The 23099-nt window shown below is 57.4% G+C and carries 17 protein-coding genes; 11 read left to right on the top strand and 6 right to left on the bottom strand.

From position 1 onward, the window contains the following. Positions 1–40 precede the first annotated feature (40 nt). Entirely contained in the window at positions 41–970 is a 930-nt protein-coding gene (locus tag VG146_02890) for a cation diffusion facilitator family transporter (GenBank protein HEV2391288.1), read from the bottom strand. A 461-nt stretch (positions 971–1431) separates the two neighbouring features. Between VG146_02890 and VG146_02895 the strand changes: the two genes are divergently transcribed. Beyond that, complete coding sequence (locus tag VG146_02895) at positions 1432–3540, top strand: alpha-L-fucosidase (GenBank protein HEV2391289.1); 2109 nt, start codon at positions 1432–1434, stop codon at positions 3538–3540. Here the strand turns inward: VG146_02895 and VG146_02900 are convergent. The 3 genes from VG146_02900 to VG146_02910 form a co-directional block, all read right to left on the bottom strand. After that, entirely contained in the window at positions 3499–5637 is a 2139-nt protein-coding gene (locus VG146_02900) for a hypothetical protein (GenBank protein HEV2391290.1), read from the bottom strand. The genes VG146_02895 and VG146_02900 overlap by 42 nt on opposite strands. 11 nt (positions 5638–5648) lie before the next feature. After that, a complete protein-coding gene (locus VG146_02905) occupies positions 5649–6566 on the bottom strand; it encodes a hypothetical protein (GenBank protein ID HEV2391291.1) in 918 nt (305 codons plus the stop codon). Positions 6567–6783: 217 nt separating this feature from the next. Beyond that, complete coding sequence (locus VG146_02910) at positions 6784–7860, bottom strand: alpha/beta hydrolase-fold protein (GenBank protein HEV2391292.1); 1077 nt, start codon at positions 7858–7860, stop codon at positions 6784–6786. 45 nt (positions 7861–7905) lie between these two features. Here VG146_02910 and VG146_02915 point away from each other — a divergent pair, with 45 nt between their 5' ends. The 9 genes from VG146_02915 to VG146_02955 all read left to right on the top strand — a co-directional run bounded on the left by VG146_02915 (position 7906) and on the right by VG146_02955 (position 20189). Next, positions 7906–10005 carry a DUF1592 domain-containing protein gene (locus VG146_02915; GenBank protein HEV2391293.1) on the top strand — a complete coding sequence of 700 codons (2100 nt, stop codon included), beginning with the start codon at positions 7906–7908 and terminating at the stop codon, positions 10003–10005. Then, on the top strand, positions 10002–11402 hold the full coding sequence (locus VG146_02920; GenBank protein ID HEV2391294.1) for a DUF1552 domain-containing protein: 1401 nt from the start codon (positions 10002–10004) through the stop codon (positions 11400–11402). Before VG146_02915 ends, VG146_02920 begins: the two co-directional genes overlap by 4 nt. Before the next feature lie 504 nt (positions 11403–11906). After that, a complete protein-coding gene (locus VG146_02925) occupies positions 11907–13877 on the top strand; it encodes a hypothetical protein (protein HEV2391295.1) in 1971 nt (656 codons plus the stop codon). Positions 13878–13928: 51 nt separating this feature from the next. Then, positions 13929–15794, top strand: coding sequence for a glycosyl hydrolase family 28-related protein (locus VG146_02930; GenBank protein ID HEV2391296.1), 1866 nt, complete (start codon positions 13929–13931; stop codon positions 15792–15794). Between the two features lie 41 nt (positions 15795–15835). Further along, positions 15836–17215, top strand: a complete 1380-nt coding sequence (locus VG146_02935; GenBank protein HEV2391297.1) for a sugar porter family MFS transporter — start codon at positions 15836–15838, stop codon at positions 17213–17215. A gap of 196 nt (positions 17216–17411) precedes the next feature. Continuing rightward, a complete protein-coding gene (locus VG146_02940; protein ID HEV2391298.1) occupies positions 17412–19172 on the top strand; it encodes a class I mannose-6-phosphate isomerase in 1761 nt (586 codons plus the stop codon). 48 nt (positions 19173–19220) lie between these two features. Continuing rightward, a complete protein-coding gene (locus tag VG146_02945; protein HEV2391299.1) occupies positions 19221–19490 on the top strand; it encodes a CopG family transcriptional regulator in 270 nt (89 codons plus the stop codon). Further along, complete coding sequence (locus tag VG146_02950) at positions 19468–19875, top strand: pilus assembly protein (GenBank protein HEV2391300.1); 408 nt, start codon at positions 19468–19470, stop codon at positions 19873–19875. The genes VG146_02945 and VG146_02950 overlap by 23 nt, the downstream gene beginning before the upstream one ends. Before the next feature lie 11 nt (positions 19876–19886). Beyond that, complete coding sequence (locus VG146_02955; protein HEV2391301.1) at positions 19887–20189, top strand: hypothetical protein; 303 nt, start codon at positions 19887–19889, stop codon at positions 20187–20189. Here the strand turns inward: VG146_02955 and VG146_02960 are convergent. Further along, positions 20182–21030, bottom strand: coding sequence for a hypothetical protein (locus VG146_02960; GenBank protein ID HEV2391302.1), 849 nt, complete (start codon positions 21028–21030; stop codon positions 20182–20184). The two genes, VG146_02955 and VG146_02960, sit on opposite strands and share 8 nt — an antisense overlap. 761 nt (positions 21031–21791) lie before the next feature. Between VG146_02960 and VG146_02965 the strand changes: the two genes are divergently transcribed. Then, positions 21792–22631: a prepilin-type N-terminal cleavage/methylation domain-containing protein gene (locus tag VG146_02965; GenBank protein HEV2391303.1), complete on the top strand. Its 840-nt coding sequence runs from the start codon at positions 21792–21794 to the stop codon at positions 22629–22631. Between the two features lie 225 nt (positions 22632–22856). Here the strand turns inward: VG146_02965 and VG146_02970 are convergent. Next, a partial coding sequence (locus VG146_02970) for an IS4 family transposase (protein ID HEV2391304.1) occupies positions 22857–23099 on the bottom strand: 243 nt, incomplete at its 5' end.

Here is a 23099-nt window from a genome sequence, read left to right on the forward strand (position 1 = left end):
GCATAAAATCGGACCGATCACTCCGATCAGTCTTATCCCCTCACTCAGGCGCGCCTTGAGTTTTTGATCCCTCGGAGGGAAAAGTCCCCGGCTCGGGATGCACCGTCACGTCCGCCGAGGGCAGGACCTCTTTAACGGCCTGCTCAACTTTCTCGGTCAGATCATGAGCGGCGCGAAGAGGGAGGTTACCGTCTAGCGTAATGTGGAGGTCCACGAAGTAAAGTGGACCCGAGTGGCGGACCCGAACGGCATGGCAATCAAAAACTCCCTCGACCGCTTCAACGCGTGCTTTGATTTTCTCAGCGGCCCCTTCAGGGGAGGCGTCCAGAAGCGCTTCGAGGGTGCGCCAGCCGAGCTTGCCGCTCACAAGGACCACGATCCCCGCCACCAGGAGGGCTGCTACGGCATCGGCCTTATTCAAAAAGCCCAGCGAAGGATGGGCCTGGGCCAGTTTCACCCCGATGAGGCCCAGGATAACTACGGCCGAGCTCCACACATCGGTGCTGAAATGCAGGGCATCGGCTTCGAGGGCCTGGCTGCGGTGGCGCGCGGCCACGCGCGACAGCATGTGCGCGCGCGAAAGGTCCACGAGCATCGAAACCGCCATCACCCCAAACGCCCAAATGGATGCCTCCACCGCGATATGCCCAGCGCGCAGCCGGCTGACCGATGCGGAGATGATCCAGCCACAGGTTGCCAACAGCAAAATCACCTCCAGAAGGGCCGAGAGATTCTCCACTTTCCCGTGTCCGTATGCATGGCCGCGATCGGCAGGCTTGCTGGCCACACGGACGGCAAACCACGTCGCGAGGGCGGCTAAAAAATCCAATCCCGAGTGAGCCGCCTCGGCCAGAATGCCCAGGCTGCCGCTTAAGATTCCAACCACCACCTTGAGGCTGGTCAGCAACACGGCGGCGGCAACCGAATTTAGCGCGGCGGCATTCTTCTCGTTGTTCTGCGGGTCAGCCATTCAGAAAGGGTTCTGAGCTGCGGCAGTGTGTCAGCAGGCTGTGGCGCAATCGAGAGAATTCTGCGGCGGGGGAAACCCCATGTATAGGTCCTCGTGAGGCAGCAACATTGACTCGACGGACGGAGCAAATTGCATGAGACTTCGGCTGTATTTGCCTGCAGCGTGCAACCAGAGAAATGCAAAGAAATCCTTTTGGTTTAAATTCGCGCCGGAATGGGCATTGGACATGTCTTGGCGTTTTAATCTGGAGCGCTTTTCAATGGAGCGCCTTGGCTCAGACCCAGCCGTTGGCGTTAACCTTGCGGAGCCTAAAGGAGGTCCAGCCCGGCGCCGGGCAGTGGCAGGTTAAGGAGTCCAAAGCGCAATGGGACCCGGCGCACACCGCGGCAGTGATCTGTGACATGTGGGACAAACATTGGTGCGAAGGCGCTACTCAACGCGTTGCCCAAATGGCTCCGCGAATGAACGACGTTCTCCGCGCGCTCAGGGACCGGGGTGTCTTGATCATTCATTGCCCGAGCGACACCATGGAATATTACAAGGACTATCCGGGTCGAAAGCTGGCGCAAGCCGCGCCGAAGGTGGAGTTGGCGCAAATCGAGCAACGCTTCGCCTATCGAATACCAAAGGACATTCCCCTCTTGCCCATTGACGACTCCGATGGCGGTTGCACGGACGTTCCTCAAACGAAGGAAAGCAGCCCCTGGCGACACGAGATAGCGACGCTCAAGGTCGAGGATGGAGATGCGATTACCGACAGCGCGGAGGCCTACTATCTGATGCATCAAAGAGGCATCACCAACGTCATCGTCATGGGTGTTCACGAAAACATGTGTGTTTTAAACCGCCCCTTCGCCATCAAGCAAATGGTCCGCTTAGGTCAGAATGTGGCGCTCATGCGCGATTTGACCGATACGATGTACGACTCACTGCGAAAACCTTATGTCGATCACTTTAGCGCCACGGATTTGGTCTGTTGGTATATCGAGAAATACTGGTGCCCCACCATCGCCAGTGACCAGATCATTGGTGGCAGCCCATTTCGCTTTGCGGCGGACGTGAACCCGCCGCGTGTTTTCCGAAATTATGTCAAACTGCCCGCCACGGACACCCACTGGCAACGCGTGAAAAGTTATGTCGAGGACACGCCGCAACCTGATTACACCCAAGCGCCTGCTGCTGCCCGGGAGGCCTTTCGCGACCTGAAATACGGCATACGGATTCATTGGGGCGTCTATTCCCTCTGGCACACCAATGAATCCTGGCCGTTCCTACGGCTTTCGGATGAAAAGCGCCAGCAGTATCAGGAGCTTTACCGCCAATTCAATCCGGCGGGGTTCAACGCGAAGGACTGGATGCGGCTTTTCAAGCGCGATGGCATCCGGGTCATGGCCTTTACAACGAAACATCATGACGGGTTTTCAATGTTCGACACCCACACGCGCGTCAGAGAACGGGTCAACTGGACAGCGGCAGGGGGACCGAAGATCGAACAATGCGACGTCGCCTACAGTATTATGGAAACGCCGTTCAAACGGGATGTGGTCAAGGAACTCTGTGACGCCGCGCATCAGTATGGCATCAAGGTGAGCCTGTACTTCTCGCACCCTGATTGGTACGACGCGGATTTCCGGCCCTACGCTTTTCATCCAGTCCAGGTCCAAGACGGCTCGAACTACGGCGAAGGGCAGTACGAGCCCAAACAGATTTTGCATCCGCTCTATGCGCCAGACCCGACGCCCGCCGAGACGGCCCGGATGATGGCCAGGCACCGCCAGCAGTTGGCGGAATTGCTGACGTGCTATGGGCAAATCGACATGATTTCGCTGGACCAGTGGCTGGGGCCGCCTGTCTGGCCGCAGTCGAGGGCGACAATGAAATACCTGCGGCGCCTTCAACCCAACGTGATGTTCCGCGCCCGTGGCATTGGCAATTACGGGGACTATTACACGCCGGAAGGATTCGTGCCCGGTTCCAAGGAAAACACTACGATGCCCTGGATGGTCATCTATCAACTCGGCGGAATGTGGAGCTACCAACCGGACAGCAGCAAGTACCACGACGGGGCCTGGATCATTCGGAACCTGGTGGATATCGTTGCCAAAGGCGGCAATTTTATGGTCGGCATCGGGCCGGATGAAAACGGAGAATTTCATCCAAAAGCGATTGAGGCTCTCGATGAAGCAGGAGATTGGCTAAGGGTTAACGGCGAGGCTATCTACGGGACACGGCCCAGGCCAGGACTTCGTTGGAAGGAGGGAGACACGATTCGATTCACCCGCACCAAAGATAATCGCTTTATTTATGTCCTGGCCCTTGGCTGGCCTGGGAGACAGATGGTGCTCACATCCGTCCATGCGCGGGCACGTTCGCAAATCATTCTCCTTGGTGAAAAGCAGCCAATCAAATGGCACGAAACAGAAAGCTCGGGCCTGGTAATGGAGATTCCCGAGCGGTTGCAAGAGCCCAGCAACCGCCCCTGCCGTGATGTCTATGCGTTCAGGGTTGAATCGGCTGAGCAACCATCATCACAAGCCGGTCTGAGACAATCCAACGATGTACTGTGGTGAGCCGTCAACCGGCAGGTCGAGCACACCTTTTCGAACCGCGATTTTCGCGGAACGCCCCATGATATCGACCACTTCCACCGCGCTGAAGTTGCTTGCCGGTAAGGCGGCCCTCTTTTGACGTGCACAACTCCAGATGGCCAAAATCGAGGTGCCATGCCGGTCAAAGAGGTAGGCCCAGATATTCTCACCCAGTCCATTGACGCGGCGGACGGGTGCGGCGCCTTCCAGAAGGCCGGCGCAAGTCGCCATGGCATTGACGGCGGGCTTTGGAGAAATGCGATGGGTTGACCACGGGCTTTTAGCATCCACTTCGAGATTGAAACAGAACCCCCACCAGCCGTCGCGGTCGTAATCGATGCCGTAAAAGGGCAGAAACACCCTGACACCTTCGCCTTTGAGGATAATGGCCAATCGCGTCATGAACTGGGCTTGGGTCCGATAAATGATCTTCGAGCCAAGCAGCCCCCGGATGCCTGCCTCTGTGATATAGATCGGCAGTTCCTTGCCGTGGTTATAACGCCGCATCGACTTTCTAATCGCCGCCAGCTTTCCTGGATAATCGTTTTCTTCCGGCGCGAAGCCCGTGTCGGCATAGCCATGACTCTCGATGGCATCCACATAGTCCAGCAATCCCGCAGCGAATATCGTGTCCATCCATTGCGGGTTCAGGTTTGAAGGGCAGGGGCCGATGACAACCGAGTCAGGGTCCGCCGCCTTGATGACGGCCCGGACGCGCCGGTGAAGTTCGACAACCTCGGCGGGCGTGTAGGGAGAACCGATGTTGTAAGGAGGCATGTTGAGGTTGATTTCCCAAGCCACACCGTAGATGCGCGGGTGCATGTGGGGATAGAGGTGTCTTTCCACCTCCACCGAATCGTGCACCATCGGCAGGTAATCCTCCCAATCCATAAACGTTTTGCCCGCCCGGTCCTTGGCCCAGGCCGGGGCCGGGAAATTGCCGGCAAAGGGCAGAATATGAAAACGATAGGCCGGGCGTGGCGGCTCATTTTTGATGCGTTCAGCGGCCCAAGGCGCCATGCCGTGGGCGCGGTCCGGTTTCTGTGGTTCCAGGTAATTCCAAAGGGAATAGTCAAAACGCCACGATAATCCGACCAAGTCCGCCAACCCATGAAAATCACCGTGCAGGCCGAAGAAGGCATTGGTGCCGAGGGCTGCAAACCGGCCAATGTTCTGCGCGACTGTGCGGGGCATGAGCGCGAAGGTAGCGATGCCCGAGGGCAAAGAGCCCTCTGCGAGAATGCACGAGCGCCCCTCCAAATCCTTGCCCGCCTCATCAAGCCAGTAAGCCCGCAGTTCATAATAACCAGAGGTCTTGGGCGTCAAATCGAGTTTGCGAGGGACCATGCCATCCAATGGCACCTTGGCGCTGGCGGTGATATTTTCAAAGAAATCCTGCACCTCATAGCGGAAGGCCTTGGCAGTTGGAGGCAGTGTTCCACCGGGGGCGAGGGTGGCCAGCACCGATTCGCCAGGCTGAAAAATGTTGTGCTGCGGGTGTGGCGAAGTGAAGGTGAGCCAGGAGGAGTAGGCTTGTTGGCGATAGGTGGTTATACGATCGATAAAGAGCGTGGCGTTGGGGTCGCTCGTGTTGAGTTGGATTTCACGCGCCGCCAGGGCTTCCTCGCCGCTGAGCGCGCGGCTGCCCGAAGTAAACTCATTGAAAGGAATAACGTGTTCGATGAGAGTGCGGCTTGGGTATGTCGGCTCGATTACATGGGCATAGGTTTGATCTCCTACGCGCAGGACAATTTGAATCCACCACTGCGCCGCCGGTTGCGAGCCCATGACCAACCGGATGCCGCTGGCGTTGATGGTGATGCCCCCGGGTGGCAGGCTGCGCTTCATCGAGAACCAGTTGTTCCCAGGAACGCTGTCGAGAGGGTTTTTCCTGGAAAGACTTATTTTCGCAAGCGACTCGGCTACGCCCGGAATATTCTGCCCGGTCTGGAACTGATATTGGACGTTGCTGCCCTTGGTTAATTTCCACGCCGGTTGGCGGTCGGCAGTGAAGTCGTCCAGGATTTTGAGTTGCTCGACCGGGCCGAGCAGCGGTTTGGTATCCGCGGCTGAGGCCAATGCCGGCCAGCTCAGCAAACAAAGCCAACAGGACAGCGGTAGAAAACGTGCAGACCGCGCACAAAGAAAGGCAGGCGCCATAATCGCGTTGACGATAACCGCACCAGCCGGGGCTGGCCAGCTTGACAGCGGCTGAGAACGTGTTTTGAAAATAGGCGGCACCCCCTCAACGAGTACGAGCGCGAGAACGATTGCGGCAATTCCTTACCGCTTTCAGCTCTCTGCTTTAGCCAATAAAGGCCTGGCGGAATTGGCAAAATCCTTTCGAAGTCCGCCATCGACCCCTCGGCCACAATCGAGTTCCACAATCCAGCAAGTGCTAAGGCGCAAATTTGCTTCACGCGAATGTCGAGCCGCTGGAAAAGTCTTCGAATCTCCCATTCATTGCGATACGGCTGTTTTGCCGGTGCTGCCTGGAGCAGCGCATTCGCAGAGTCCCGGTGGCGGAATATCCGCTGCATCTTGAGCGTGAGTAGTTTCTCTCGGAGAGTGCCGCGCACCGACATTCGAAGCAGCAATGCCATAGCCGTCAAGCGGCTGCCTCCGGCGCGGTCCGCCACCCACCGGATCATCTGCGCCGGATTCAGCAGGTACATCTCGAGACACTCTTGGTTCGAAAGCACGCCCTCGCGGAGCAATCCAGTGCGGGCGAGAAACCGTTCGACGGCGTCGCTCAATCGATAAAACGCCACAAAGATGCTTCCCGATGGCTTCACCACCCGCCTGCCTTCGTTTAAAATCGTTCGGATGGCTTGCTCATCAGCGGTAAAATCAATAACCCCGGTCGCATAGAGGATTGTGCTATACGCCCCGCCTGCGAAGGGCATCGCAGCCGCGTCGGCATGAACCAACTCCAGCCCCCGGCGGAGCTTTGCCTGCCAGGTCGAAGTAATTGTTCTCGATCGCCGGGTGAAGCGGCGCCAGAGCATCCCAGAATGCCGTAGAGCTCATGTCACGCAATTGGCTTGCCTGAAGCATGATTCGATATCCCGTGAACTGCAAGCGGCCTGAGGCGTGCCCAGTGTGGTCAATGACATGTCCTGGCCGAAGGCAGTGCCGGCGGCGTTGGTGGCGACCGGCGACCTTTATCAAGGCGAAAGCCATATGGGCTCGATACAACGGGATACAACGGAAGGGGCTAGCGTTTCATTTTGCTGCAGCCGGTTCGGAGAACGAACCTGCCCGAGGGACGCGCAAAGTGCGATTACCGTCATTCATCGGATCGTCCGGACGAGGATAATCGCGCCAGAGCCAGCGCAGCATTTCGGGCATCTGGGCGCCGCCCTGTTTGTTTGAATGGGTGCCAATCCCCCAGCAGTAATTTACATCGTACCCCTTTTCGGTGAGGGCAGCGGCCATCTTTAGGTTCTGCGCATGCCAGTCGCGCTGCGGGTCATAGGAACCGCCCCGCCGGCGCCCGCGGTTGTCATTGAGTCCGTCCTGCAAGAACACCCGGATGGGCTTGCGCGGGCTTTGGCGGATGAGTTCCGGATACACATGCCCGCCACGCAGATTGGTGAAACTTCCTATCGTGCTGATAACTTTGCCAAACTGGTCCGGGCGCTGCCAAGCGACGGTGAAGGCGCAAATCGCTCCCGAACTGGCGCCAGCGATCGCGCGCTGCCCCGGGTCCTTTGAAATATTGTATTCCTTTTCAAGGGCCGGCAGCAGCTCGTCAATGACCATCCTGGCGTAGCGATCATTTAGTTCATTGTACTCGGTTGCCCGATTGTTGATGTTGTCGCCCCAGTTGGTCGAGGTGGATTCCGGTTGCTCCGGTGTGTGGCCCGGATTGATGAAGACCCCCAAAGTGACGGGCATTTCGCGCCTGTAAATGAGGTTGTCGAACACATAAGGGATGCGGTATGGACCTTCGAGGGACACAAAGGCATGGCCGTCCTGAAACAGCATCAGGCAGGCCGGTTTGTCCGGGTCGTACTGAGCTGGGACGTAAACCCAATAGTGCCTGGTTGTATTTGTGAACACGCGGCTTGCCAGTGTGAGCGGACCGATGACCTTGCCCTTGGGCACGCCCTCATGGGGCTGCGAATCCGGCCCGAGGATGTACACGTCATCCGTGGGCGCGCCGAGGGCCGCCCCGGCGCCGCCCAGGACCCCAAGGCTCAATACAGCGCAAGCCGCCAGCAGGTGGCGCCGTTGTGCCTCAACAACGATGCCGGACTGCCGCCGGCATCCAAAGAAACTGGATAGACTTTTTCTCATGGATTGCGTCAATGAACAACTTATGTTATGAATTAGCATGATCTCATGTGGAAGCAAGTGCCAGCCTGTTTTCTTGCCGGCGTGATCCCGCTCACGGGGATCGGGACCACCCTTCGCCCCGCAACGGATTTCCACCGGGCAATCCGGCCGATTCTCGAAACGTACTGCTTCGATTGCCACGGCGATGGCGCGCGCAAGGGCAATGTCGCTTTCGACGAATTCAAATCCGACCAGGCGGTCCTTGCCGACCGGCAATTATGGCTCAAAGCCCTGGGCATGCTCCGGGCGGGCCTGATGCCCCCGGCCAGAAAACCGCGGCCCAGCGTGGCGCAACGGGAACAAATTGCGCGCTGGATCAAATATGGCGTATTTGGGATCGACTCGCGCAACCCCGACCCGGGCCGGGTGACGCTGCGCCGGCTCAACCGCGTCGAATACCACAATACCATCCGTGATTTGCTGGGAGTCGATTACGACACCCAAGGGGAGTTCCCGCCCGATGACACGGGGTTCGGTTTTGACAATATTGGCGACGTGCTCACCTTGCCGCCGATGTTGCTGGAAAAATATCTGGGGGCAGCCGCGCAAATCATTAGCCAGGCCGTTGCCGTGGAAGCGGGCGCCGGGGCCGATTACAAGCGCTTTTTCCCCCGAGCAATCCCGGCAGATGCCGAGGGACGGCGCGAGTATGCGCGCCAGGTGCTGGGCAAGTTTGCCGGACGGGCCTTCCGCCGGCCAGTTGACCAAACAACTCTGGAGCGCCTGGTGGGCCTGGCGGAACAGAGCTACACCGAAGGAGGCGAGGGGTTCGAATCGGGCATTTCCCACGCAATGGTCGCCGTGCTGACCTCGCCGCGTTTTCTTTTCCGCGAAGAGTTCGCCCAACCTCTGGCTGGGAAGGGGCGATTTCCATTTATTGACGAATACTCGCTCGCGTCGCGACTTTCGTACTTCCTCTGGTCGTCCATGCCTGATGACGAATTGCTCGGGTTAGCCGGGCAAGGCAAATTGCGGAAGAATTTGTCCGTGCAGGTGGGGCGCATGCTAAGGGATCGCCGCGCCGATGCCCTGGTGAACAACTTTACCGGCCAATGGCTTCGCGGGCGGGACATCGAGAGCATACCCATCGAGGAACGTTTTGTATTAGCACGCGAAGAGAAGCGCAGCTCGGAATTCGAGAGCGCGCGAAAACGGTTTCGGCAGTTAAGGGACAAGCCTGAAGCAGAACTGACGCCCGCGGAGCGCGAAGAGTTGACGAAGTTTCGCGCCAAATTTCGTCAGCGCCTGGACCGTCCAGCGCGCGTGGAACTGAACGGTGCGCTGCGCAGGGCCATGCGCCGGGAGACCGAGAAGGTTTTCGGCTATGTGCTGCAGGGGGACCGCAGCCTGCTGGACCTGCTCGACAGCGATTACACGTTTTTGAATGAGCGGCTAGCCAAACTTTACGGCATCACCAACGTATTTGGGAATGAGCTTCGGCTGGTCGAGCTTGCACCAGACAGCCCGCGTGGAGGAGTCATTACCGAGGGCACAGTCCTGGTGGCCACATCCAACCCCACGCGAACCTCGCCGGTCAAGAGAGGCGCCTTCATACTGGACAGCATCCTGGGAATGCCCGTGCCGCCGCCACCGCCCAACCTTCCGCCGCTCGAAGACGCGGCCAAGAACCTGACCAACCACGCGCCATCGCTTCGGGAGACCCTGGCCATGCACCGGGAGAACCCCATGTGCAGCTCCTGCCACAACCGCATGGACCCGCTCGGGCTGGCGTTCGAGAACTTTAACGCCCTGGGGATGTGGCGGACGACGGAGTTTAGCCAAATGATAGACCCCAAAGGCCGATTGCTCACCGGAGAAGAGTTTTCCAACCCTAAGGAACTCAAGCGGATCCTGGTCACCAATCATTCGCGAGAATTCTATCGCACGCTGACTGAAAAGCTCCTGGTTTACGCGCTGGGCCGCGGACTGGAGTATTCGGATGTCGAAACCGTGGATCAAATCGTTGCGCGAATCGAAAAATCAGGAGGCCGCTCCTTCGCGTTACTTTACGGCATCATCGAATCGGCTCCTTTCCAAAAAACTCGAACTCCGCCCATGCTGACGGCCACCGCCGTCCGGGCCGAAACCTCCGATAAGCATCTATGAAAACAACCTTGAGCCCCGCCGGCCAAATGGCATTTCAACGCCGGATTAATCTCTCGCGCAGGCAATTCCTGCGCGGCTTGGGCGCCTGCATCGCCCTGCCGGCCTTCGAGTCGTTAGCGTCGCGGTCGCTGTTTGCGGCAGAGTCCGCGCCACGGCTCGCCACGACCGCCAGCGGCGCTCCGCTCCGAGCTGCGTTCGTCTATTTTCCCAATGGCGCGATTCCCTCCGCATGGTGGCCGGATGGAGAGGGGAAAACCTTTGAGTTCAGCCGGACCTTGCAACCACTGGCCGCTTTGGGTCAGCAACTCCAGATTCTAGGCGGTCTCGATCATCTCAATGCCACCCCTGGTCCGGATGGGGGCGGGGATCACGCCCGGGCGAACGGAACTTTCCTGACGGGCGTGCGGGTGAAGAAGACTGCAACGGATATTCGGGCCGGGATTTCGATAGACCAGGTAATGGCGCGACAGGCCGGGCATCTCACGCGCTTCGGCTCACTGGAATTGACATGCGATGCCGGTCGCAACTCCGGCGCGTGCGACTCCGGGTACTCCTGCGCGTATCAGTATAACCTTTCATGGAGTTCGCCCACGACGCCCCTGACGCCCGAAGCCAATCCGCGCCTGGTATTCGAACGGCTCTTCGGGGCCGGCTCCCCCGGCGAGCGGGCTGCCCATCTGCAGCAAAGGTTGCAAAAGCAGCGCTCTATTCTGGACTTTGTTCTGGAGGACGCGCGCGACATGCAGCGGCGGCTGACTGCGCGCGATCGGGATAAACTCGATCAATATCTGACTGCGGTCCGTGAGATCGAAGAGCGAATCCACAAGGCTGGGGAACTGGGAACAGGTAAAGAGCCGCTGGTTGCGGCTCCATCGGGGCTCCCGTCCGATTATGGAGAGCATGTGCGTCTTATGTTCGATATGTTGACTGTGGCATTTCAAACCGATTCAACCCGGGTGGCGACTCTGCTCCTGGCGCATGACGGCAGCAACCGTTCCTTCTCCGAAATTGGTGTGCCGGAAGGACACCACGATTTGTCGCATCACTTCAACGATCCGGAAAAAATCCGGAAAGTGCAGGAGATAGACCTGTGGTATGTGAAAGAGTTCGCGAAATTCCTGCAAAAGCTCGAAAGCACAAAAGACTTAGACGGCCATTCTTTGCTGTACAATTCCATGATTGTGTATGGTGGCGGCAACGCGGATGGCAACCGCCATACTCACGTGAATCTGCCGATCATTCTTGCTGGCGCAGGCGGCGGCTCGTTCCAAACCGGGCGCTACACGCGGTTTCAATCCAAACCGGCAACCAATTTGTTTTTGAGCATGGCGGACCGGATGGGTCTTCAGGGTGTGGAACGTTTCGGCGATTCCACCGGCATGCTGACGAACGTCTAGATCGATTTGCGGTCTAGGGCCGTCATCTGGCCCAAAAGCCTCGCTTAACGGATTTTTCGAACCGCGTACCCCGCTGTTCGATCTCCTCTCTATAGAAGCGCAAAGGAATGCAATAATTGCCATATGCAAAAATCCCGAAGGACCTCTCGACCTTCCAGCGGGCACAATGCTCAAATGCAACAGCGCATTCTGTCATCCATTGCGGCCCCAATGGAATTTTTGACGTGACATAATTATGCGGCTGTGCAGAATTCTCTTATGGATGCCGGTTCTCATAGCCGTTATGAAAAGGCATTCTCCAAATCGAGAAAACTTTGCCCCAACCAAATAAAAGCAACTGAAAGAACCCCCGTTATGACATCTGTTGGAATGATTCTCAGGAAAGGTTTGAAATCACCTCTCGGACCACCTTGGACAACCAGGAGGGCCCACCGTTTCCCTATCGCGGCTGTTATCGTGTTGCTCGCCGCCACTGCAACACAGGCTCAAACAGGTCCTTTCAGCGTGACCGACTGGCCGCCGACCATCAACGCCAACGCCACGGTGGATTATGTCATTATCGATCCGAATGCGGCCTTCACGACGCCAGGCGGTTGGAATCCCGGTTTGACATTGGCAAATGGCGGGGACGAGGCCTATAGCGGAATTACGCTGGACACCCTGTTTGGGGACCAGGCAACCAGCAGCTTCTTCAATATCGCGGACCCAAATTACACCATGTTTGCCAATGTTCCGGTGATCGACGTGCTGCTGCAGGTGTATGGAAATTCCTCTCTTTATAACGCCGATGGCAGCGCAAAGAATGTGTCGTTTCTCGAAGGTCAGTTGAATTATCTCACCACCCCGAGCGCCGGCACGGTGCCGTTGGGCGCCAATAACAATCAGTGGAACTGGATGTTGTTTACGGTGACCAACCCGATCGATCCGCTCACGGGCTTCCGTTACGTGGGCGATACGTCATATCCTCAGCAAACCGGCGGCCAGTTTGGCGGGGTAAATAGCGGCACGCTGCGGATTCAGGGCATCGGGACCGGGTTGACCATTCGGGCAGTAGCGCTGGGTCCCCAAGGCGCATTTGGGACCAGCAATCAGGTCAATGTATTCGTCGCGGGCGCCACGTGCGCGCCGGAGCCTGCAGTGAATCCGACCTACATTGATTTCAATCAAAAGGCCACCAATTATCTTAGCGTTATCAATGACGCCAACTTGGGCGAGACCGTCAGCGAACAAAGCGGGGTAGGGCCGGTTGGGGACTTACGCACGGCAATCCAAAGCACCAGCGGTGTAATGAACTTCGGCATTCTCAGCAATTACCTGGGGTTGCCTTGCAATACACCTCATACCATGAAACTGGGCATTGAGGTCTATGATGATCCCGGGTACGCCGGAACCCAGATCATGCCCTCTCAATTTGCCACCGATTCCCAAGGCGATTTGGGCGCCTATGGAGGTTCTTCGTACACGCTGACCGGCAGCGGCAACTGGCTGAAACTGGGATTTTGGATTCCTGGAGTGGACTTGCAAGGGGTTGGAACGGCGCCCCTGACCGGCGGCCCGACACTTTCGTTCGTGGGTGGCTCCCCTTTTGTTGATCGGATTGAATTGGGCATCATCCGGACGGGAACAAATGTTCTTGCAGGGCAGGACCCGTTGCCGGATTACCGCATGAACCCTCTGATTTGCGCAACCAACTATGGCTATTTCGCTGAATGGGACCCACACCGCGGTATTACCAACAACCTGACGGTGGGTTCCTCCGGTGGCGATCAGAACATGGTGGTGGCGATGGCCGGTCCTCCTGACGACCAGCGCCTGGCGGAAGCCCCGGCGCCGGGTTCCGGCAACAACAATATCCAGTTCGCGCTCGAGAATAATGTCTTTGGGCCCAGCTTGCAGGACAACGCCAATGTCGCAATACGGCTTACCTACTATGATGACCCGAGCCTGGTGGGCGCCCAAATCGGGCTCAACGCTTACCAAAGCTTTGTGAATGGAATCTCGACCATTATTGGCGCTCCGCCTGCTCCATATAATGCCCGCGCTGTTTTGAAGGGGACTGGCAAGTGGGTGGATGCTTATTTTTACCTGCCGAACGTAAACTTTTACGGCGTGAATCAAGGTCCGCAATCGGTGGTTCGCCTGGAAACAAGTCCAGCAAACCCGGCCAATGCGGACACTGGCGATGTGTATGTGTCGCGCATCCGGTACGATGTGATTCGCCCATGCGGTCCTTTCGAGGGAATCAACATGCTGCAAGCGCTTGAAATTCAACCAACCAATACAACCGCTGCGGTGAGTTGGTTCGGAACGGCTGCTCTTCAAGGGTCAACCACGCTTGGAGCGCCCTTTAGTGATATTCTGAGCGTGACGAATACGCTGACCAACAGTTACACGGCGCCGGGGCTGACTTCAGCGCAGTTTTTCCGGCTGCGATATCCACCCTATCCGGCCTACTTTATCACAAATACGCCTTAGAAGGCTTTTGGTAGGAAACACTCAAAAGTGATTAAGCCATTGAAAGCGGCAATGTATCTATGGATCGTTGTCGGGCTGGCGATTGCATTGCCTGCGGGGTCACAAGTTCCGCAGGCAATGACTTACCAGGGATTCCTGAGCGACGGCGGGGTCCCTTACAGCGGCGATGGGCTGTTCAAGTTCGCCCTTGTTAACAGCAACGGGACGGCCAGCTTCTGGAGCAATGACGGCTCGAGCACCGCAGGAGGGCAGCCCAGCCAGGCGATCGCCAGCATGGTTAAGCAGGGGTTGTTCACCGTGCTCCTTGGCGATACCAATATGCAGCCGGTGAGTTGGACGATTTTTACCAATTCCGACGTGCGGTTGCGGATCTGGTTTAGCGACGGCGCCAATGGGTTTGGCTTATTATCCCCGGACCAACGGCTAACTCCCGCTGCGTATGCGATGGCGGCTGCGAGTGTGCCCAATGGGGCCGTGACCAGCAACAGCCTCGCTCTGGGGGCCGTCTCTTCTGCCAGCATGGCGGCGGGTGCTGTAACCAGCGCTCAGTTGGCTGTGAACGCTGTTACCACCCCTGCGCTGGCTAACGGCGCCGTCACCGCCGCCAAGCTAGCTCCAGGAGCCATCACAACCCCTGCGATCGCCAGTGGCGCTATCGTTGCCGCTGATTTAGCAGCCAATGCCGTGACGGCCTCCGCCATTGCGGACGGCTCCATCAGTCAGTCCAAACTGAACTTTCAGTTGGGCTTCATCAATGCGCGCAACCCCCCCTTTGGCGCGGTGGGCAACGGGACCAACGATGATACGGCGGCACTGCAATCGGCGCTCAACACCGCCGCCAGCAATGGAGGAGGCGTCGTGTATCTGCCCCAAGGCAATTATCTCATCAAGTCCGCTCTGGTCGTGCCGGCACAAACCAGCCTGGTGGGTGTTTGGCGATCCCCGACGGCCTTCTCGCAGTACCTGGGCACGACGTTGCTGGCCGTGGCGGGGGCTGGGAGCACCAACGGCTCGTTTATCACCCTACAAGGCAATAATTCGACCTTGGAGGGTGTAACGATTTATTATCCAAACCAGGTGACCAGCAATCCCCCGACGCCCTATCCGTGGGCTATTCAGGGCGGGGGTGGCGATAATGTGACGATTCAAAATGTTCTCCTGGTCAACCCCTATCTCGGGATTGATCTGGCGACGCACGCCTCCGGGCGCCACCTGGTGCGAGGTGTATATGGCCAGCCGTTGCTGGTCGGTATCGCGGTGGACCAATGCTACGATATTGGCCGGATCATGGAAATCCACTTCTGGCCGTTCTGGTCGCAGAACGCCAACGTCGAGGCATTCCAGTCGGCTAACGCCGTTTCTTTCGACTTTATGCGGACGGACTGGGAAGTGGTGCAAGACATCTTCTCCTGGGGATACTCGATTGGGGCGCGATTTCGCGCCTCGGCCAGCGGTTCGATGAACGGGCAAATGAGCAATGTGAACTTCGACAACGTCGATGTTGGCCTGCAACTGAGCGCCACCCAGCTATACGCGGTGCACATTTCCAATTTGAATATTGCCAATGCCGGGGGCGGGACCAAACACATCGGGATACAGGGCCTGGCAGGCAACGCCGGTTTGAACGTCAACGGCGCCACTTTCTGGGGCGCGCTCTACCAGCCGGTTTCCTGGGCCAACAGCGGCTTGCTGACTGTTTCCAGTGCGCGTTTCTTATCCTGGAGTGCTTCCTTGCCTTGCATCCAGATATCAAATGGCCGGGCCATTCTCCAGGGCAATTATTTCACCGACAACATTGGCACAGCCATCAGCGTTACCCCGACGACGCAGCGGGCGATGGTTTTGGGAAACATGCTTTGTGGAAACACGGTTAATCTGAACGCGGCCATAACAACCAGCGCCAACAATCAACCGTAATGCGTCGTGGCGGACGAATCTGCCGGGGAATGGAACATGCGGTGAATAGAGACTATCAAAGAATTCGCTTTGTCCTGTTTGCAACGGGTGTGGCAGCGATTGGCGGGTTCTTGTTTGGCTACGACACGGCGGTCATCAACGGCGCCAACTCGTATCTGAAGGCGCACATGCACCTGAGCCCCGCGCAGGAGGGCCAGGCTGTCGCCAGCGCGATTCTGGGTTGCATTCCCGGGGCGATGTTCGCCGGGTTCCTCAGCGACCGTTTTGGGCGCAAGAAACTGCTCTTTATTTGCGCGCTGCTCTACGCGGTATCGGGCCTGCTGTCGGCTATTCCAAATACGTTTGGCCAATTTCTCTCCGCGCGCCTCATCAGCGGGCTGGGGATTGGGGCCTCTTCGATGATCTGCCCGGTCTATATTGCCGAAATCGCCCCTGAAAAAACCCGGGGGCGTTTGGGGACACTTTTTCAACTGGGCATTGTGACGGGGATTTTTCTGACGTTGTTTGTGAACAAGCTGATTCAGGGAGCGGGCGATACCGCGTGGAACACGGCGCAGGGCTGGCGCTGGATGCTGGGGATGGAAGTGGTGCCGGCCCTGGCTTTTATTGCTCTGTTGTTCGCGGTGCCCGAGAGCCCTCGTTGGCTGGCGCAACATGGGCGCGAGACCGAGGCGCTTGGGGTTTTGGAGAAAGCAGGCGGGGCAGAACATGCAAAAACAGAGATGGCGGCCATTCGCCAGGCGATGCAGTTCGAGGAAGGGGGCTTTCGGGAATTAATCAGCAGCCCATTTCTCAAGCCGTTGCTCATCGCGGTGGCGCTCATGGCTTTCTCCCAATTCTGCGGCATTAACGCCATCATGTATTACTCGACTAAAATCTTTGCCGCAGCCGGCGGCGGCGATAATGCGGCGTTCACGTCCTCAGTTTGGGTGGGGTTGATCAACTTCGTATTCACGTTCGTGGCGATTGGTTTTGTGGACAAGGCTGGAAGACGTCCGTTGCTGCTGATTGGGACTGCGATGCAGGCGCTGGCCCTGGGCCCGGTCGGGTGGATGTTTCATCGGCAAATCGCCGGCGGACCGCTCCTGGCGTGCGTGATTGTTTTCATCGCTGCCTTTGCAATGGCAATGGGGCCGGTGGGCTGGTTGTTTTGCTCGGAAATTTTTCCCAATAAACTGCGGGGCCGCGCCATGTCGATTGCCGCCCTCACCGTTTGGGTTTCGTGTTACATCGTTGCCCAGACTTTCCCGATGCTCAATGACAACCCGTCGATTGGCCCGGCCAAAACCTTCTGGGCTTATGCCCTGGTGAGCCTGGCATCGTTTGTCTTTGTGCTGGCGCTTGTGCCGGAGACCAAAGGCCGCACCCTCGAGCAGATCGAAAGGATGTGGAGTGGCGCCAAGCCCATTTCCTCCGCATGATTGTTACAGGCTGCAACCTTGGCGGCGTGCAAGCCGCCATTCCTCAGTGTAGGAGACGACGTAAGGAGTCTCTGATCAGCGACGCCCGAGTGAAGCACAATCTTTACCAGAGACTCCTCACGTCGTCTCCTACAAAGGTTTGGAACCCACCTGGTCATTGGCCCTGGCTCCTGCCGCCACCCTATCTGAAGCTGAAGTGAGACAATCCAATTACGATAAGGCGCCCTTTGTAGCTGTTCCCGGCGGGTTCGAGGTGTTGAAAGGCTGGCCGGCGATTTGCCACGGCTTGAAGGAGCGCTTGCGCGGACGCGCGCCCGGCGTGCTGGTGGTGGATACTTATCCAGGCGTGAATGACGCCGAACTGCTTGTCCAATTGGAATCCCAACTGCGCCCGGCACTCACTGTTCGCACGCTAGACCTCAAGAAACCGGAGCCGGAGTTGCTGAACCTGATCGGCAGGAATCTAACGGATGACCGGATTTTCGGGGTGTTGTCCTGCCATACATTGGAAGAGTTTTTTGATTCTGCCCGCCTGCGCGAGGCGCGCCGGACTGTGGAACTCCAGCGGGATGGGTTGGTTCTAGTCTATGGCGTGGGCGCAGTCCTTGTCGCCCGCGGCGATGTGCTGGTGCATGCGGACCTGGCGCGTTGGGAAATCCAATTGCGCTATCGGCGCGGCTTGGACAATTGGGGCGCCAACAACGGTGGTGAGGACTTTTTTCGCAAGTACAAGCGAGGCTTTTTCGTCGAATGGCGCGTGGCAGACCGGCACAAGTTCAGCCTGTTTGACCGCGTCGATTTTTTCCTGGATACCCATACACCGGGCCAGCCGAAGTGTGTTGAGGGGAGGGCGGTGCGTGAAGGCTTGCATCATGCGGCGACACGCCCGTTCCGAGTCGTGCCGTTCTTCGATCCGGCGCCATGGGGCGGGCAATGGATGAAGGAGGTTTGCAATCTGGACCGCAGCGTCCACAATTACGGTTGGTGCTTTGATTGCGTGCCGGAAGAAAACAGTTTGCTATTGGGCTTTGGCTCGGAGCGCATTGAGTTGCCGAGCCTGGACGTTGTGGGGCGCGAACCGGTCGCCTTGCTGGGAGATGAGGTTCACGCGCGTTTTGGACGTGAATTTCCAATCCGTTTTGATTTCCTCGACACAATGGGTGGCGGCAATTTGTCTTTGCAGGTGCATCCGCTGACGGAATACATCCAGCAACATTTCGGGATGCACTACACCCAGGATGAAAGCTATTACATTCTGGATGCCGGCCCAGGCGCGAGTGTCTATTTGGGGCTTCGTGAAGGAATTGATCCGAAGGCCATGATCGGAGACCTGGAAGGGGCTCAAGCGGGCGGCGGGGCTTTTGCAACCGAGAACTATATCAATCAATGGCCGGCAAAAAAGCACGACCACTTTTTGATCCCGGCGGGCACTGTTCATTGTTCCGGGAGCGGCTCGATGGTGCTGGAAATCAGCGCAACGCCTTACATTTTTACGTTCAAGATGTGGGATTGGGGGCGCGTTGGCCTGGACGGCAAGCCCCGCCCGATTCATTTGAACCATGGGGTGGCCAACATCCAATGGGACCGCACGACCCGATGGGTGAAAGACAATTTGCTCAACCGGGTCGAACCGGTCGCCAGCGGAGATGGCTGGCGCGAGGAGCGGACCGGGTTACATGAGAGAGAGTTTATTGAGACGCGTCGGCATTGGTTCACAAAAGCAGTGCCTCACGACACGTGTGGCGGGGTTCAGGTGCTGAACCTTGTTGAGGGGGAGGAGGCGCTGGTCGAAAGTCCCGATGGGAAATTCAAACCGTTCGTGGTCCACTACGCCGAGACCTTCATTGTCCCGGCGGCGGTGGGGCGTTATACGATGCGGCCACAAGGCCTGGGGAGCAACCAGCGTTGCGCGACGATGAAGGCATTTGTTCGCAGCGGAATCCAGCAATGCGCGTGAAAAAGCAAGCGCCTTGCATAACCGCCGCAACTGTCTTACGTTCGCCACATGAAGACTTTGACCGTTCGATTGCCGGAGGTCCTCGCGGCCGAGATCGAGCACGAATCGCGGTCGCGCGGCGTCTCCAAATCCGACGTGGTGCGCGAACGCCTCCATCAGCCCCAGGGCGCGACCGCTTGCGGGAACACGACCGAATTGATCGGGGATATTTTGCGGGCGAGCTGGCAGGCGAAAGTTCCGGCTCGGCCACTTCGGTTTCGCTCGCTCAAAAAACAAAAATTGGCGGAGATCATTCGTGCCAAAAAACTGCATCGTTGACAGCGGCCCGTTGGCCGCATTGCTCGATCCGCGCGAAGAACACCACCTCTGGGCGCGTCAAACCCTGTCCCTGCAGCCCTTGCCATGGCTCACCTGCGAGGCCGTCTTGTCCGAGGCCTTTTTTCTCCTCTACCCGCCTCACGCGCGGGCGCTCGATCAGCTTTTGCGCCGGGGTCATCTGCGGCTGGCCTTCAATCTCACCGATGAGTTGACGCAGGTGCTCGACTTGCGCATCAAATACGCCAACGTCCCCATGAGTCTGGCCGATGCCTGTCTGGTCCGTCTGACCGAAACCCTACCTGATCCCATCATAGTTACCAGTGACACCGATTTCACGATCTACCGCCGCCACAGCCGGCAGGTCGTGCCCTGTCTGCTGCCATGAAGTTCCCATTCATGCGTGCGCGACGCGCTGCGGCAGCAGGTTTTAAGATCGGGTTCAAAGGCGGCCCCGTCGTAAACCCTTTGGAACTTTTAACTTCAAGCTTTGACCTGGGAAGGGGTGCGGCAATGCTTCGGGCGACGTTTACTTTCGACGGCCTGGTATCTTGCCTGCGCTCTTACACGGTTCAGGAATTGCTGACCCTGAGCGCCGGGTTGGATGCCCGCCATTATCTTTGGGAGGTCGGCTCGGTCAAAAGCAACGGCTCGCTCCTTCCAATTACATACCTGGTTGGCGTGCCGGCAGGGTTCACCTAGAGTAGATGGTCAGTTTGATTTCGTGGTCGTCTGCCCCCAGTTTCTGGTGCATATCCTCCGGCCGGGGACTGTAAGGAGACCGCTCGATCAGGGCTTTGATAAGGAGCTCGCCGCATTGGTCATCAAGACTGTTTTCCGGGATCCTCGGTTCCGTGATGCGCCCCTTGGCATCCAAGCGGCACTTTATGACCACCTTCCCGGCAAATCGCTGCGCAAACAAATCGCCGTTAGTTCCCCCAGCGGCCCGGCTCACCGCATTGACGATCCGGTAATTCAACTTGTCGTTATAATCTGCAAAGTAGTCGGGGAGGCTCTCGGGGTCCACCGACACCGCGAAACTGCCCTCGGCGTAATTCGATCCTGCGTTGGCAGTATCCATCTCCTTGCTGCCGGATTGAGCAGCGCGAGCCACGGTGAAATGGCAGGTGTCAAGCGCGGTGCCGCCCGTCGCGAGTTTAAGCTCATAGCTGCCGCTCAATCGGATCGCCAGTGGCTGCACGATGACCTTGCCATAAGTGGCGTAGTAATCTCGCGATAACAGGACGCGCCCCGTGCTCAACTCGATGAGCTTTAATGTAAGCAATTGGTGCTGATTATAGCCGCCGTAACCGGCCACCGCCGCCGCCGGGCTTTCACCCGGCCCGAACGAGATTCTCTGCACATAACCCGATCCAGGCAAATCCAAGCCGGGGTTGGGGATTGCCAGGGTGGCGTACACGCCTTGGGTTTTGACGCTGCCATGGACCCCGGCGGGGTTGCTTTCATCCGTCTGGCAACCGGTGATGCCCAAGCAGATGAACAACCAGGCGAGGCCAAAACCGCGTAAAGTAAAGAGTTTCATTATCTGCCGATGTTCGCAACCGTGTTACGGCAAGAGTTTTGATGCGCCAGGGTCCCTATATAATTCAAACTCATTTGGCCCACAAAGGTCTCCTCAAACCCTGGGTCCTCGTTCAGGGCGACATGCCGGATTCGTTTTAGCAACAGCTCGTAAGGCACCGCTAGTTTCCATGAGACGATTGGCCAACTGAGGCGTCGTGGAGTTGCGCGATACCTTCGATCGCAAGGTGCGCGTTTGCCTCGACAAGCGGTACGGTTGGCTTTATAGGCCCCTCACCCGTGCCGGGAAATGCTCGAAAATACGCCCGGGCACAGAAAAACCAATTCTTCCTCACCCGCGCCGCGTACGAAACAAATCGCGTGCCAAAAAGCTATTTTCTTTCAATTCAATTCAATAATTTCAATTTTAAATAATATCACCAGAAGTGAAATCCCACCTCCATGGTAATGCCTCAGTGACTGCGGGGCTGCCGGCTGAAGCCGGCGTTCCGGACGCGTGGAACGCCGCCTTTAGGCGGCAGCGCCCCGCCGTCACTAACCGATTACCCTCCATGACAAATTAAAGATTGAAAAATTTCTAAGATCCGCTAAATATAGGATGGTCTCTAAAGGTGTGCATATAGTTTCGGTGAGCCATTCGAGCCTAAAGTCTGAGCGGCATGAGGCATAAAGATCTCGAGCGTTTGGAAGTGGGTAGCTTTACTACGATCGAACGCCTTGTGGTAATCGGTCGCGGCAAAATCTGAATCGGAACATCACCCCATGAGCCTGTCCATTTCACCAGAGAAAACTGCTCCCCATAGAGAATATACCGCGTTTCACATCGCGCGCGTGTGGCATAGAGGATTTACTCTGATTGAACTGCTCGTCGTGATCGCGATTATCGCGATACTCGCAGCACTCCTCCTTCCTGCCTTGTCGCTTGCAAAGGCCAAAGCAAACTCTGCGGCTTGCAAAAACCACCTTCGGCAACTTGGTGTGCCGCTCGAGATGTATGTTGAAGACAACGAGAATCGATTTCCGTATCTCTTTCTCTATACAGGCGCGAATCGCACCGGAACGGTGTTTTCGGCGTTGTATCCGTATTGTCCTGTGAGATGGACCAATGTGGCATATCACTGCCCGGGATATCGAGGAGCCATCGTTGATATTGGATCGGGAGCTTCGTTTTTCACGGGGAGCTATGCATATAATGCAAATGGTACTGTCATTCCGGGGTTGGGGCCACCTTCGAGTTCCGGCGAGAGTCTCGGGTTATCTCCAGTCGATGATGACGGCCTCACACAAACACCCAAAGCTGTCAGCCAAAGCACCGTCCGTTCTCCCGCAGAAATGCTTTCCATCGGGGATTCGAGGCTCGCTTCTTACTTCGCCCTCCCGGGCAACGCCAAAACGGCAGGAAGCGGGGAGATGAAATGTGGCGCGAATGCAGGACAACCACCACTCTTTCCTTACCCGCTCAGGCACGGCTCGACCTACAATGTGGTGTTGTGTGACTCGCATGTGGAGTCCATAGGCGTGACGCTGCTGTTTCAGCCGGCTGCCACGGGCCTAAGGTGGAACCGAGATCATGAGCCACACCCGGAAACATGGGTGCCGTGATGGAAAACCCATTAAAACGCATTTCGGACCCGGTGCAAGTTTTCCCTGCGCCAGTAGGTTCGAGCTAAAAACACTGGCATCCCACAAGCGACAAAATTCGAGCGTGAACCTTCGGTTTTCCGAAGGATCTGAAGAACCTACGGCGGGTCGACTTTAAGAATTTCAGCTCATTTTCCGCAACGGTAGAGATTGCCTTGGCTGGGTGCGTTTGGCTGTCCCACAGTTTCAGATGAAGCCGGGGAAAAACGCCTGTTCTGGCCGCCCCAGATATCTGAAGCTGCCTTCGGCTGTCCCATAGCGCGCTAAGAGCTTGAGTAAATCCCACTTACGCCACAGGCCCGTGCGCACGATGGCAAACAGGCGGCTGAAGCTATGTGCCCACTCTGAGAGAAAGGCCAAGTATCTGAGTAAGAGATAGACCAACAAGGCCATCCAAATCTGCCACCGCACCGCATTAGCACTGGTGCC

The sequence above is a fragment of the Verrucomicrobiia bacterium genome (assembly GCA_035946615.1).
In the GTDB taxonomy this organism is placed as follows: Bacteria; Verrucomicrobiota; Verrucomicrobiia; order Limisphaerales; family UBA8199; genus DASYZB01.